Source organism: Niallia laureatilytica, from assembly GCF_046613985.1.
Taxonomy (GTDB): domain Bacteria; phylum Bacillota; class Bacilli; order Bacillales; family Cytobacillaceae; genus Niallia.
On the sequence record NZ_JBKKHP010000003.1, the window covers coordinates 92,846 to 107,238 of the forward strand.

Below are 14,393 nucleotides of genomic sequence, written 5' to 3' on the forward strand. Positions count from 1 at the left end.
TGGAGGAAAACGATGAGTTTTGAATGGATAGTAAAAATTATTTCCGAAAACTGGCCAATGTTTCTTCGCGGTGCAGGCATGACGCTTTACATCGCATTAATAGGTACAATTATTGGGGCAGTTATCGGTTTAGTCGCTGGAATTGTCCGCACAATACCTGTGCCGGAGCGCGGCTTTAAAAAATTTATTCTAAAAGTTATTAATATCATACTTTCTATATATATTGAGATTTTCCGCGGAACGCCTATGATTGTACAAGCAATGGTCATTTACTATGGTTCTGCATTAGCTTTCAACATCGATATGAATGTAATGTTTGCAGCGGTAATTGTTGTATCCATTAATACGGGAGCATATATGGCAGAAATCGTCCGCGGTGGAATCGTGTCTGTTGAGAAGGGACAGTTTGAGGCAGCTCAAGCAGTCGGCATGAATCATTTCCAAACAATGATGAATGTTGTCTTGCCGCAAGTAGTCCGCAACATCCTGCCGGCAACAGGTAACCAGTTCGTCATTAATATTAAAGATACGTCTGTACTAAACGTTATTTCCGTTTCCGAACTGTTTTTCATGACAAAATCTGTTGCAGGCAATAACTTTAGATATTTTGAATCATTCTTTGTAGCATGTATCATCTACTTTGTGATGACATTTATTGTTACGAGAATATTGCTTTACTTCGAAAGAAAATTAGAAGGACCAGATAACTACAAAATGCTTGGCGAGGAATTGGATGCACAGCCAGGAATGAAGCAATAAAGAAGGAGGAGAGACAATGGAAAAAGTCATAGATATTCAGCATTTAAGCAAAGCCTTTGGCAGCCATGAAGTGTTAAAGGACATTGACTTCTCAGTAAACAAAGGAGAAGTTGTCAGCATTATTGGCTCTTCAGGTTCCGGAAAATCGACCCTTCTTCGCTGTATCAACATTTTAGAAAAGCCAAGCGGTGGTCAAATCATCTTTAATGGAGAGAATATCCTTGATGATAAACATGATATATTTGCTTATCGAAGAAGATTAGGAATGGTGTTCCAGCAATTCAATCTCTTTAATAACCATAATGTTTTAAGCAATTGTGTGGTAGGTCAAATCAAGGTGTTGAAGCGTTCAAAGGCGGAAGCAGAGAAGATAGCGATGAAGTATTTGAAGGTCGTTGGTATGGATCGCTATATAAATGCCAAACCAAAACAGCTGTCAGGCGGACAGAAACAGCGTGTTGCTATTGCTAGAGCGTTGTCAATGGAGCCAGATGTTCTGCTTTTTGATGAACCTACTTCAGCGCTTGACCCAGAAATGGTTGGAGAAGTATTGAAAGTAATGAAGGAGCTTGCTGAGTCAGGACTTACAATGCTGATCGTAACACATGAGATGGAGTTTGCAAGAGAGGTATCTGACCGTATCGTATTTATGGACAAAGGGGTTATTGCAGAGCAGGGAACTCCTGAGCAAATCTTCCTGAACCCAACTCAAGAGCGCACAAAGGAATTCTTGAAGCGCACATTAAAAGAAGCCTAAGAATCAAAAATCGCACCCCAATTGCAGACAATTGGGGTGCTTTTTATTAATCATCCAATGTTGATAAATCACCAGTAGGCAAACCAAGCTCCCAAGCTTTCAAGACGCGGCGCATTATTTTGCCGCTTCTTGTTTTAGGAATCTTTTGGCAAAATTCAATCTCTCTTGGTGCTGCATGTGCTGCTAAACCGGTTTTTACAAACTGCCGTATTTCCTCTTTTAGCTGATCTGACTCTGTATATCCATCGGTAAGGGCAACAAAGGCTTTAATGATTTCTCCTCTAATAGGGTCAGGCTTACCGATAACACCCGCTTCAGCGACAGCAGGATATTCAATCAGCTTGCTTTCAACTTCAAATGGCCCGACCCTTTCTCCAGCAGTCATGATGACATCATCCACACGACCTTGGAACCAGTAGTAGCCATCTTCATCTACGTAAGCACTGTCGCCTGAGATATACCAATCGGAGACAGGGAAATAGCTGTCGTACTTTTCCTGGTTGTTCCAAACTGTGTGCATAAGGGAAGGCCATCCCTTTTTTATTGCCAAGTTGCCCATCTGATTTGGAGGGAGGATGTTGCCTTCATCATCAAGAATAGCTGCTTCTATGCCAGGAAGCGGCTTCCCCATTGACCCTAGCTTTATTTCTAGGCATGGGTAATTACATATAAGCTGTGCTCCAGTTTCCGTCATCCACCAAGTATCATGAATTCTTTGCTTGAAGGCTGTTGCCCCCCAGCGGATTACTTCTGGATTTAATGGTTCTCCCACGCTTAAGACATGCCTTAAGGAGGAAAGATCATGGCTAGGTTCACCTGCAGCCATCAGCATGCGAAAGGAAGTAGGTGCACTGTACCAAACTGTTACACCAAAAGTTTCAATGGTTTTATACCAGCCCTCAGGACTGAAGCGGCCGCCAACCACAATATTTGTTGTCCCAGTTAGCCAAGGACCAAAAATACCATATGATGTACCTGTTACCCAGCCCGGGTCAGCTGTGCACCAGTAGATATCATCCTCCTGTAAATCTAACACCCATTTTGCTGTCTGATAGTGCTGAATCATTGCATTATGGACATGCAATATACCTTTAGGTTTACCTGTCGAACCAGAAGTGTAGTGAAGTATTAAGCCATCCTCGCGGTCCACCCACTCAATATCAAGTTGATCTGATGCTTCCTGGAAATACTTTTGGTAATCAAGATAATTATTCTGCTCCTCCAAATTTTCTCCAACGAGAAAAATCGTTTCTAAGGCAGGAAGGTCTTTGACAGGCACCCTTTCAATTAACTCTGGGGTTGTGATGAGGACTTTCGCAGAGCTGTCATAAAGGCGGTCTTTAACTGCATCTTCCATGAATGCCTCAAATAAAGGGCCGACAATTGCACCGATTTTAATTGCTCCTAATAAGGCGAAATAAAGCTCTGGTGAGCGGGGCATAAAGATGAAAACACGGTCACCCTTTTTTACATTTGCTTTATCTCTTAAAACATTGCCAGCCTTATTGGTCAGCTGCTTTAAGTCGCCAAATGTGTATGTCTCATTTCGTGTGCTGCTGAGGTAGCAAAGGGCTGGTTTATCCTTTTTTGAACCTTCTGCGTGTCGGTCGACCGCTTCATAAGCCAAGTTGACTTTTCCTGTTGTATGCCATGAAAAATGCTCTTCTGCTTGTTGCCATTGAAATTGTTCATACATCACATCATAGTTTTCAAGATTATAATTGCCTTCAACAGGTGGAAACGCTTCCATTTTCATAGGATAAATCATCCTTCCTCTCAAGTCTTGGACTTACTCGGAAATGCTGTTTAAAACCATATACACAATTTTAATGATGAAAACGCTTTATTATGACTATTTTATAAAAAAGTATCAAAATGATTCAATAGCCAAATTAACTAGTTTATGTATTTTTTTAGCTCAACAGCAAACAATGATAGTAATTAAGAATGAGTACAGCAGGCGGAAACTAAATAATGGAGGAATGGAATTGCAAAATAACCCTTCGATTACGTCATCAGAAATTGGCGTACTTTGGATGACATATCAACAAAAAACAATGATTATCAGTATGCTGGAATATCTCATTAATAAAGCAGAGGATCCAAAGGCAAAAGATATAATGACTGATTTATATAAGGAAACAAAACCGTATTGTGAAAAAATAAGAAAAATTTACGAAAAAGAAAAGCTGCCTGTACCGGTAGGGTTTAACAGTGAAGATGTGAACCCTGAAGCCCCAAAGCTGTTCGATAATGGGTTCGACATTATGTTTATCAGACTCATAAAAGAAATCAGCATGGGCATGCATACACTCAATCTGACGATGGCTTATCGGAGTGACATCATGCAGCTGTTTAGAGAGATGACGATAATAACACAAAAGTACTATGACCGGTGCACATCTTACTTGCTTGAAAAAGGTCTGCTTCCGCGCGCCCCATATGTAGCTGTCGAAGAAGGGGTCGAATTTGTAAATGAAAAGAGTTATTTAAGTGGAAGCAATTTGTTTAATGAAAAAAGATCGTTAAATACAGTGGAAATTTCCCATATGTACCATGCAGTTGAAACAAACTTGATTGGAATGCAGGTAATCAACGGTTTTTCCCAGTGCGCGAAGGAAAAAGAGACTAGTCAGTACTTTGCTAAAGGAGGGGAGCTTGCCAAGGAAATTGCCACAAGCCTGGGAGATATTATCTTAAAGAATGACACCCAGCTTCCTGGGCTTTCAGGAGGGAATGTGACAACATCTACGGTAGCGCCTTTTTCAGATAAAATTATGATGTATTGTATCAGCTTATTTTGCAGTTTTTCCTTAGGTGGGAATTCACTTGGAACTGCCTTTAGCTTAAGAAATGACCTGCCTGTCAAGTTTTCAATTGTCATGAAGGATGTATTTGAATATGCCCATGAAGGTGCAAAGCTTATGATTAAATATGGCTGGATGGAAGAGCCGCCGCAAACAAGTAAAATAAAAACAAAATAATTAAAAGCAGACAGCTGGCAGCTGTCTGCTTTTAATTATTAATGCGTTGAACAATTTGCTCGCAAATAAGATGTGTTATAAGAGAATCCTCTATCGACGGATCAGGTATCTGTTCATTTGCTACACAGTCAAGAAAATGATCGGTAATTTGGTAAAAACCCCGTTTAAATAATGTAGGCTCCCAATCGCCAAATTTCGTCACATTCATTTGTTTATGATGATAATGAACGGTTTCAACAAGACTGCTAACAACATATTTGTGAAGACCAGTATGATACTCGATTATTTCCTCTGTTACTCCACCATTTCGATTCATGATTCCGATGGCAATGCAGTTTTTGCCGATAAGCTGAACGATGAGCTGGTTGAGGGTTTCATCAGTCTTAGAGCTCTCGACATTAACTGCAATGACTTCTTCATCCATTAAAAAGCGCAAGGTATCAACAACATGGATGAAGTCTTCTACCACCACTTTTCTTGGGATATCGGGCAATGCAAAGCGGTTTTTTTGCATTAATATTAAATTAGCTTTGCCTTTTTCCTTTAAGCTTGCCACCATAGGAATAAATCGGCGATTAAAGCCGACCATGGCAATTAGTCCATATTTATGTGCAAGCTCGACTATTCTCTCTGTTTCATGCAGATGTAAAGACACTGGTTTGTCTATATACAGATGGATTCCGTGCTGAAGCAATAGTTCGGCTGTTTGGAAATGAGCCTCTGTTATTGTGGAGATAAAAGCAGCTTCTATGTTTTTTAATAGCAGCTCCTCAACTGTTTGCACTCTATCCTGAATTCGATATTTTTCAGCAAGCTTTTGGAGTACAGCTTCATTCCTAGTGCAGAGTACTAATTCTATATTTTCTCGTTCTGTCAGAACAGGCAGATAAGCCTTCTTAGCAATATCACCTAATCCAATTACTCCAACCCTCATCTTCATCGTCCTCCAAGTAATTAGTTACTTTGCTTTTAAGTATAAAACAAATAGAACTATAACAAAAAAGGCTTGAGACAAAATAAAATATAGCCTATCGAAATACGAATAATAAAATTACAGCTAAATTTAAAAAATGAAGCTTGTGACTAAATAGAATATGGCTTTAAAATTAGTTCGTTTCATTGCGCTCCAGCCATTCGCTTTACATACTTAATTCCCAGTCCTCTGGTGAATCAGTCACTTATAGATAAATCAGGCTGCCTGTTTAGCAAATCTTCCATTTCACTGCTTCCACAAGGTCTTCCGAAAAGATAGCCTTGCATTGCATGGCAATTAATTGATTTCAGAAGCAATGCTTGATTTACTTCTTCTACACCTTCTGCAAGTACATCTAAGTTTAAGTTTTGTGCAAGATCAACAATGGAAGAGATAATGGTTTCCTTAGATTTATTTTCCTCGAGCTTATTTATGAACTCTTTTGCAATTTTCACTGTATTAATTGGAAACTCAGCTAGATAGGAAAGGGAGGAATAGCCTGTCCCAAAATCATCAATAGAGATAGTTACACCTAATGCTTTTAATGCATGTAGTTTAGGTAGAACTGCTTGTAAATTATTAATAGCAGTTTGTTCTGTGATCTCTAAATCTAAAAAGGAGGAATCTAATTTAGAGATAGCTAATGCTTGTTCTACATCGGTCAAAAGATTTTCCTGATAAAATTGTTTCGGAGAAAGGTTAACTCCCATTTTTAAATAGTAGCCTTTATCATGCCATTTTTTTGCTTGTTTGCAAGCCTCCATTAACACCCATGCACCGAGTTTGTGTATAAAGCCTGACTCTTCAGCGATTGGGATAAATTCACCTGGCAGCAACAGACCAAGCTGTGGGTGCTTCCAGCGGATGAGCGCCTCTGTGCCAGTAATTTTTCCTGCAGATAAATCCATTAATGGTTGATAATGAAGGAAAAACTCCTTGTTCTCCAAAGCATAAGGCATATCCTTTTCTAATAACAGTTTTCTCGTATAAGCTTTTGCTGCATCAGAATAAAATAAATAACAGCCTTTGCCGTTCTCTTTTACTTGATACATTGCTGTGTCTGCTTTTTTCATTAATTCAACAGAAGTCGTGCCATGATCAGGGTAGAGGGCGACCCCAATGCTTGGTGTACTTATGAGCTGGTGGCCGTTGATATCATGAGGGAGCTTTAATGATTTTAGCAGCTCCTTAACGTATTGCTCTGCACTCTCTTTAGTTGTTTCTTTTAGGACAATAGTAAATTCATCGCCGCCTTGTCTAGCTGCCAGATCTGCCAGGGGAAGACTGTTCTTAATTCTGCTTGCTACAGAGAGTAAGAGTTTATCGCCAATATCATGCCCTAAAGTATCATTGATGCTTTTGAACTTATCTAAGTCGACAAATATGACTGCAAGCTGTTCCTTCCTTTCCTGTGCTTTTTCGATTGCCTCAAGGAGATAGGACTCAAATCTTGCTCTATTTGCCAAGCCTGTCAATGGATCATGAAAAGCAAGAAACTGAATTTTTGCCTCGTTTTTTTTGAATGCAGTAATATCTCTGCCGATGCCAAAGATACCGACAATCTTATTTTTTACGACAATGGGAATATTAGTGATGCTGTAATAACCATGACCATATTGGCTATTGATGGCAACTTCATAAACTTGAGGAATGCCTTTTCGCACCTTTTCATAATGTTTTAGAATTTCGTCTTCCTTCGACATTAAGAATGTTGTGCTAGCCAAGCCTTTAATATTTTCATTTGCCATTCCAAGCATTCTTGTCCCAGCATTATTCACGCTCACAAAGTTTCCATCTAAGTCCATAGAAAAGGCAGCATCTGGATGGTAATCAAAAAGAGATTGATAATGCTGTTTATTTAATTCAGCCTTTTCTGTTTGTTCATAAAGGCTGTTAACAAGCCGTCTGTTTTCCGTGATAATCAGGATTTGTCTTAATAGAACAAGCAGAATGGAAACGCTTGTCCCAATTGTTAATGCGTCCATGCCTTCTGAATTTGTAATCATAAAAATAAACAAGATGATGACATTAACATATGGCATGGCTGTGCGAAGAACATCCCGCTGCATGAAATTACTTTTTCGTACTTCTATCTTTTTCTGCGGAGCATTTCTATATAAATTGCCAGTAAATCCGACAAGCAGTGTACCTAACAAGAATAATGGATCAACAAAATCCCCAGATTGATAGCTATCATGATATTGTAAATAGAAATACCAGCTGTCTGCCAAAATATAAATTATTAATCCTGTCAAAATAAAAAAAATGCTCTGACCGGAAAGAAACGACTTTGGACCGAACAGTACGAGAATGACTCCAGCTAAAACAGCTAAATCACCGATCGGGTATGCTAGTGTTATTGCTAAAGCAAAATGTGACATTTGTGCTGAATTAATAATAGGGCTAATGATAAAATGCCAGCTGAAAGTAAATGCAACAGTCATTAAAATAGCAACATCAAATAAAAACCGGGCAACCTGCAATTTTCTTTTGACTAGTGATAGATGATATAAAAATGCGCCAAAGAAGGCAAGAACCTGTATAAAATAAAGAACATCCAAAAAGCTTGGAAATGGAATTTCCTGCTTAAGAATGTTTTCTTGGAAAAACCAAGAAACCTCTGAAAGCATATAGCTCATATTTCCGATGAACAGCAAATACCAAAACGTTTTTACAGGCTGTTCGCTTCTTTTGGCAGCATGTAAAAGCCATAAGGATGCGGCACAGCTGCCTAACACACAGAGAATGTTTGCTCCCCATGTCAGTACAGATTGATTTTCCTGAAATAAATACAACCAGATATAATAGATAACAGTAATAAGCAGAGTAAAAGTAAAACTTAATAAAGGAATTGTATTTTGTCTTTCCATAATGTAACTCCTTGATAAACTTGTGAAAGCAATACTGATAAGTAGCTTTTCCTTTCTTCATCTTATAAGATTTCCTTGGCGTTGCATACTAAATTTTAGGTGATTGTAATAATTGGAAGTGTTGTGATGTGCAAGGGGGAGAAGGATGCTAATGCCTGTCGAAAAGCGGCGAGGAATGTTTCATGTGAAACTTTTGTAAATTAAAAGAGCAAGCGTCTTAACGACAGCTTGCTCTCTTTATTAATAAACTTTGTCTCCGTTAAAGATGGAGTTTTTTACAATAACATAATCAACATTGCGGATGGCATCCAGTTTCTTTCCGCCAGCATAAGAAATAGAAGACTGCAAGTCTTGCTCCATTTCAATTAATGTATCCTGCAGGGAACCTTTATGCTCTACATACATTTTTTTGCCTTCAACGTTTTTCTTTTCGCCTTTTTGGAATTCAGAAGCAGATCCAAAATACTCTTTGAAAAGCTTTCCGTCTTTTTCAAACGTTTCTCCAGGAGATTCCTCATGACCAGCAAAAAGGGAACCAATCATGACCATGGAAGCACCAAATCGAACGGATTTCGCAATATCCCCATGTGTGCGGATACCGCCGTCAGCGATAATTGGTTTGCTCGCAGCCTTTGCACACCAGCGAAGTGCTGCTAGTTGCCAGCCGCCAGTTCCAAAGCCTGTTTTAATTTTTGTAATACATACTTTACCAGGTCCGATACCAACCTTAGTTGCATCAGCTCCTGCATTCTCCAGCTCTCTGACAGCTTCTGGTGTACCAACATTACCAGCAATAACAAAGCTTGCAGGCAAATGCTGTTTAATATGCTTAATCATTCTGATTACAGCATTAGAATGACCATGAGCAATATCTATTGTTATAAATTCAGGAACTAGGTTCTTGGAAGCAAGTTCTTCAACAAACCCATATTCCTCTTCTTTAACTCCTACACTAATTGATGCAATATATCCTTTTTGTTGCATATCCTGGATAAATGCCTTTCTAGTTTCAGGCTGGAAGCGGTGCATAATATAGAAATATCCATTTTCCGCTAAATATTCAGCAACCTTTTCATCTATTATTGTCTGCATATTTGCAGGAACAACTGGCAATCTAAAAGTATGTCCACCCAATGTTACAGATGTATCACATTCTGAACGGCTATCCACGATACATTTTGCGGGAATTAACTGTATATCTTCGTAATCAAATACGTTATCCATAGTTTACACTCCTAAATACGAATATTTTAGTATGTTTAATTAAAATTGTTCGTCCCTATGGTACTTTAACTCATTTTTAACAGTATGTCAAAGTTTTTTGATAATTATGTAGCTGATAATTTGTTCTAGCTTGGTTTCTTTTGAATACAATGTATGGGGGTACACCTAAATGATTGTAGTTTGCCTTTGTCATAAATTGACGAAGGGTGTAAATTTCCCGGGAAATTTATATACAATAATGTAAAATATTGCTGCACTTTGTCTTTTAGGAGGAGATAAATACATGAAAATAGGAACTATTAAAAAAGAAGCTTTACATGCTCTAAGAGGGAATTGGGGACCGGCAGTACTGGTAACTTTTATTGTTTTTATTATTAGCGCTTTTGTTCCTTTAGTTTTTGAGGTGCCATTAAGCGGCGGGTTTGAGGCTTGGGTGCTGCAGGATGCAACGCCATTAGGAGCAACTATTGTGAGCACTCTCATCTCGGTGCTGCTCGTTCCGTTATCAATTGCCGTACTTTGGTACTTTTTGGACTTAGTGCGAGGAAAACTGCCTAAAGTAGCAGATATATTCCTTCCATATAAAGACCTTGGGTTAGGCTTGAAAATAATTGGTACATCCATTATGCAAAGCATATTCTTATTTCTTTGGTTTTTGCTATTATTCATACCTGGTATTATCAAATCATTGTCTTATTCCCAAACATACTATTTACTAAAGGATCATCCTGAGTATTCCGTATTTGAAGCAATAACAGAAAGCCGTAAACGAATGGTCGGCTTTAAGTGGAAGTATTTCCTTCTATATTTAAGTTTTATTGGCTGGGGATTGCTGTCTATCCTAACACTTGGCATTGGTTTTCTGTGGCTTGCACCATATATCAGCACAACGCTTGCAGTATTTTACGACAATCATATTTCAGATAAAAAGGCAGAATTAGAATAAATATAGAAAAGGAAAAGGCGGTGAATGCCTTTTCCTTTTTTGATTTAATCTTTTATAAGAAGGTAAATAAAATACGGTGCGCCAAGGCAGGAGACAACAAGACCTACTGGTATTTCAGTCGGTGCCATTAAGTTTTTGCCAATTGTGTCAGCAGTCAAAAGCAATAAGGCACCTATTAATGCGGCAACAGGGAGGAGTGTCTGATGTCTAGGACCGATTATTCGTCTTGCCAAGTGAGGGGCAATCAAACCTAGAAAAGAGATTCCTCCGCCGACAGATACGCAAGCTCCTGCAAGAGCTACTGAAATAAAGAGAAGGATGCCTCTTTCACGTTCAATTGCTACTCCAAGCCCTGCAGCAGTGTTTTCACCAAGCTGTAATAAATTCAGCTTATGGGACTTATACAGAGCTAAAGGTACAAACAGGCAAATCCAAGGGAGCACTGCAAAGACATAATCCCAGCTTGCGCTCCAGATGCTTCCTGTAATCCAAATAGTTGCTTGTGTAAAGTCCCGAGGGTCCATCATTAATTGGAAGATAATAATTAACGCGCCAAATGCAGAATTAATACCAATTCCAACAAGCACAAGTCTTACCGGCGAAACGCCATCCTTCCAAGCAATCATATAGATAAGACCAGCAGCAAGCAATGCCCCAAGCAAAGCAGAAAAAGGCATAATGAAAACAGATGCAGTGCCAAAAGATCCTTGGAAGAAGAAAATATAGAGAATAACCGCAAAACCAGCACCGGCATTGATGCCAATGATACCTGGGTCTGCAAGGGCATTGCGTGAGACGCTTTGCAGGATAGATCCAGCAATAGCCATGCCTATACCTATCAAAATGGCTATAACCATTCGCGGCAGTCTAAAGTTGAACAAAATGTTCGCACTTTGCGGTGAGCCTTGTCCTAAAAAGGCTTGCAGCACCTCAGATGGCGATATTTTTATAATGCCCAAGTTTAAGCTCAGAAGGAAAACAACAATAATCGCAGCAATTAAGCTTATAACTGTAACAGTAAAGCGCTTTGTGGTCCATTTTGTCTGAGACATTATAACCCCCTCCCTTCTCGGCGAGCTAAATAAAGAAAGAATGGAACCCCAATTAATACGGTGATGGCTCCTAACGGCGTTTCAAACGGCGGGTTTATGACACGCGCACCAACATCGGATATAACTAAAAGAAGGGCGCCGACTACTGCCGAGCATGGAATGATTAACCGGTAATCAGGACCAACTATAAAGCGGACAATATGCGGTATCACGAGACCGACAAAACCGATTGTTCCGCCGACTGCAACTGCAGCACCAGTTAAAACTAATACGGCGATAGTGCCAAGAAACTTGACTAAACCTGTCCGCTGCCCGAGACCTGCGGCAACATCTTCGCCTAGGCTTAAAACAGTAATTGACCTGCTGATAAACAGGGCAATAACCAGACCGACAATGACAGCAGGAAGAAGCAGCTTAATGCTTATCCACTGAACACCGGCAACTCCGCCTGCATACCAGAAGCTTATATCCTTGGCAATATCAAAGAACAGGGCAATACCTGTTGAGATGGAACTGAGAAGCGCTGTTACTGCTGAGCCAGCAAGCGCCAGTTTAATTGGAGTAAGTCCTCTTTTGGATAAAGCGCCTATTGAAAAAACTAACAATGTGCCTAAGCCTGCACCTAAAAATGCAAGCAGCATAAGCACTAGATTTGAAGCGGATGGCAGAAAGGCAAAACTAATTGCAATCATAAAGCCTGCTCCAGCTGTAACTCCCATAACGGAAGGGGAGGCAAGGGCATTTCTTGTCATCCCTTGCATAATAGCTCCGGAAACTGCCAAAGCTGCTCCGATTAAAGCAGCCGCAACCGCCCTCGGCCAGCGGAGACGATGAATAATTTGATGCTGAGTAGACTGAGGGTCATAATGGAAAATACTTTGCCACACTGTTGATATACTGATATCAGCTGCACCATATATGATGGATAAGCCCATCGATGCCAGCAAGAGGGCGAGACCGAAAAAGATGACAGCTGTTGCTGTTTTTGGTCTGTAAATATCTTTTTGTACACCCGTTTTATTTTTTTGCATAAAAGGACCAACTTTCCGACCAGATTTCATAATTCCTTTTTATAAAAATATGTAATTAGTGCAAAATAATAATAATCTTCAATTGACTGTTAAAAAATTTGTCGTTTTCTTTAATAAATTTTACTAGAAAATGATAAAAAAATACATAGTCTATTGAAAATGATAATTGTTATCACTTATAATGATTGTATAAACACTCAGGAGGGTACATAGATGTCCAATAAAATGGTTAAATCGCTTTTATTTGCTAGTTTATTATTAGTATTTACTATATTAGCTGCATGCGGTAATGAAAGCGATTCAGATAAAGATACAGGAACAGATACTGCGGAAGAAGCAAAAGACCGCACATTAACAGATGCTATGGGACATGAAGTGACTGTTCCGGCTGAACCAAAAGCAGTAATTGGCTCTTATTTAGAAGATGAGCTTGTTGCACTAGGTGTAACACCTGCAGCACAATGGTCTATCCAAGATGGAGCAGGCGTACAGGATTATCTGCAAGACTCCTTGAAGGATGTGCCGACAGTTGACTCAGAGCTTCCTTACGAAGCTGTTGCTAGCTTCAATCCAGATTTGCTGCTGATGACATCAGCTGCTACTGTAGAAGGTGCTAAATACGAGCAATATACAAACATTGCGCCAACATATGTTGTTTCTGAAGAAAACAACAATGATTGGAGAAAAAGACTGGAAACAGTTGGAGAAGTGCTAGGTAAAGAAGACGAAGCTAAAAAGGTTTTAGCTGATTATGATAAAAAAGCAGAAGAAGCAAAAGCAAGCATTCAAGAGGCTGCCAAAGGCGAATCAGCAGCAGCAATCTGGCTTGTGGGCGGACAGCTGTTTATGGTTGGTGAAAATGTATCAAGCGGTGCAGTATTGTACGGTGACTTAGGTTTAGCAGTACCGGAAGTAGTTAAAGAAATTTCTAAAACAGCAACTGGCAACTGGTCTTCGGTTTCACTTGAAAAGCTTGCTGAGCTTGATGCTGATCACTTATTCCTAATTAACAGTGACGGCGAAGCTGCTGAAACGTTGAAAGATCCGCTATGGTCTAATATCCCAGCAGTGAAGAACGGAAATGTTTACGAGTTTAGTCCTGATACTAGCTGGTTATACTCGGGCTCTATTGCTAACACACAAATCATTGACGATGTTGTGGAAAGCTTAACGAAATAACCCAAATTGGCACATTCCTTTTTCAGGAGTGTGCTTTTTTTAAGAGATGTAAACAAAGGGATATGTTGCTGACATAGCGAAATAATATAGCAAGGAAAAAATGACAGGAGGAAACATATGAACAGAATCAATTTAATCGCACTTGGTGTAAGAAAAATTGCAGACTCACTGGCATTCTATAAATCAATAGGGTTTCAAGCATCTGTCGTCGGTTCAGATGAAGAACCAGTCATTGTGTTTTTTAAAAACCAAGGCTCTAAATTAGAGCTGTATCCTCTTGAGCTGCTTGCTAAAGATATTAATGAAGAAAATCCGCCATCAATAGTAGAGACTGGAGGATTTCCCGGATTTACGCTTGCTTATAATGCAAAATCTGTTGAAGAAGTGGATGCTATTTTCACAAAGCTTGCTGAGCTTGGTGCCGAAATAGCAAAAATGCCACAAGCAACAACTTGGGGAGGCTACAGCGGGTATTTCAAGGACTTGGACGGTTATTATTGGGAAGTTGCATATGGGTCAGACTGGGAGTTTGATGAATCGGATATGCTTGTCATTAACTAAGAGGAAGGGAAAGACCATTAAAATGGTCTTTTTTGAATTGATTTTCCTAAATGAAAG

General features: G+C 39.5%; 12 protein-coding genes. 6 read left to right on the top strand and 6 right to left on the bottom strand.

Translation table 11 applies throughout. From position 1 onward, the window contains the following. Window positions 1-12 precede the first annotated feature (12 nt). Both ACLIJJ_RS10190 and ACLIJJ_RS10195 read left to right on the top strand, forming a co-directional pair. Window positions 13-759, top strand: a complete 747-nt coding sequence (locus ACLIJJ_RS10190) for an amino acid ABC transporter permease (RefSeq protein ID WP_233316074.1) — start codon at window positions 13-15, stop codon at window positions 757-759. 16 nt (window positions 760-775) lie between these two features. Beyond that, window positions 776-1,516, top strand: coding sequence for an amino acid ABC transporter ATP-binding protein (locus tag ACLIJJ_RS10195; protein WP_233316073.1), 741 nt, complete (start codon window positions 776-778; stop codon window positions 1,514-1,516). Between the two features lie 46 nt (window positions 1,517-1,562). Here ACLIJJ_RS10195 and acsA read toward each other — a convergent pair whose 3' ends face one another. Next, window positions 1,563-3,272, bottom strand: a complete 1,710-nt coding sequence (gene acsA, locus ACLIJJ_RS10200; protein WP_237942128.1) for an acetate--CoA ligase — start codon at window positions 3,270-3,272, stop codon at window positions 1,563-1,565. A gap of 226 nt (window positions 3,273-3,498) precedes the next feature. Here acsA and ACLIJJ_RS10205 point away from each other — a divergent pair, with 226 nt between their 5' ends. Then, complete coding sequence (locus ACLIJJ_RS10205; RefSeq protein ID WP_411410839.1) at window positions 3,499-4,500, top strand: DUF3231 family protein; 1,002 nt, start codon at window positions 3,499-3,501, stop codon at window positions 4,498-4,500. Between the two features lie 31 nt (window positions 4,501-4,531). Here ACLIJJ_RS10205 and ACLIJJ_RS10210 read toward each other — a convergent pair whose 3' ends face one another. From ACLIJJ_RS10210 to guaC, 3 genes are all read right to left on the bottom strand, one after another. Beyond that, window positions 4,532-5,434, bottom strand: coding sequence for a Gfo/Idh/MocA family protein (locus tag ACLIJJ_RS10210; RefSeq protein WP_411410840.1), 903 nt, complete (start codon window positions 5,432-5,434; stop codon window positions 4,532-4,534). A gap of 236 nt (window positions 5,435-5,670) precedes the next feature. Next, on the bottom strand, window positions 5,671-8,343 hold the full coding sequence (locus ACLIJJ_RS10215) for a DUF4084 domain-containing protein (RefSeq protein ID WP_251647649.1): 2,673 nt from the start codon (window positions 8,341-8,343) through the stop codon (window positions 5,671-5,673). Between the two features lie 240 nt (window positions 8,344-8,583). Then, window positions 8,584-9,567, bottom strand: a complete 984-nt coding sequence (guaC, locus tag ACLIJJ_RS10220) for a GMP reductase (protein ID WP_233316068.1) — start codon at window positions 9,565-9,567, stop codon at window positions 8,584-8,586. A 283-nt stretch (window positions 9,568-9,850) separates the two neighbouring features. Here guaC and ACLIJJ_RS10225 point away from each other — a divergent pair, with 283 nt between their 5' ends. Then, window positions 9,851-10,513, top strand: a complete 663-nt coding sequence (locus ACLIJJ_RS10225) for a DUF975 family protein (RefSeq protein WP_411229720.1) — start codon at window positions 9,851-9,853, stop codon at window positions 10,511-10,513. 44 nt (window positions 10,514-10,557) lie between these two features. Here ACLIJJ_RS10225 and ACLIJJ_RS10230 read toward each other — a convergent pair whose 3' ends face one another. Both ACLIJJ_RS10230 and ACLIJJ_RS10235 read right to left on the bottom strand, forming a co-directional pair. Then, window positions 10,558-11,565, bottom strand: a complete 1,008-nt coding sequence (locus ACLIJJ_RS10230) for a FecCD family ABC transporter permease (protein WP_233316066.1) — start codon at window positions 11,563-11,565, stop codon at window positions 10,558-10,560. Beyond that, window positions 11,565-12,596 (bottom strand): FecCD family ABC transporter permease, encoded by a 1,032-nt coding sequence (locus ACLIJJ_RS10235; protein WP_233316065.1) that lies wholly within the window; start codon window positions 12,594-12,596, stop codon window positions 11,565-11,567. Before ACLIJJ_RS10235 ends, ACLIJJ_RS10230 begins: the two co-directional genes overlap by 1 nt. Before the next feature lie 213 nt (window positions 12,597-12,809). On the opposite strand from ACLIJJ_RS10235, the gene ACLIJJ_RS10240 reads away from it, so the two are divergent. Next, the gene (locus ACLIJJ_RS10240; RefSeq protein ID WP_233316064.1) at window positions 12,810-13,775 is read left to right on the top strand and encodes an iron-hydroxamate ABC transporter substrate-binding protein; all 966 of its coding nucleotides are present in this window, start codon (window positions 12,810-12,812) and stop codon (window positions 13,773-13,775) included. Window positions 13,776-13,892: 117 nt separating this feature from the next. Then, the gene (locus tag ACLIJJ_RS10245) at window positions 13,893-14,336 is read left to right on the top strand and encodes a VOC family protein (protein ID WP_251647644.1); all 444 of its coding nucleotides are present in this window, start codon (window positions 13,893-13,895) and stop codon (window positions 14,334-14,336) included. Window positions 14,337-14,393: the final 57 nt, after the last annotated feature.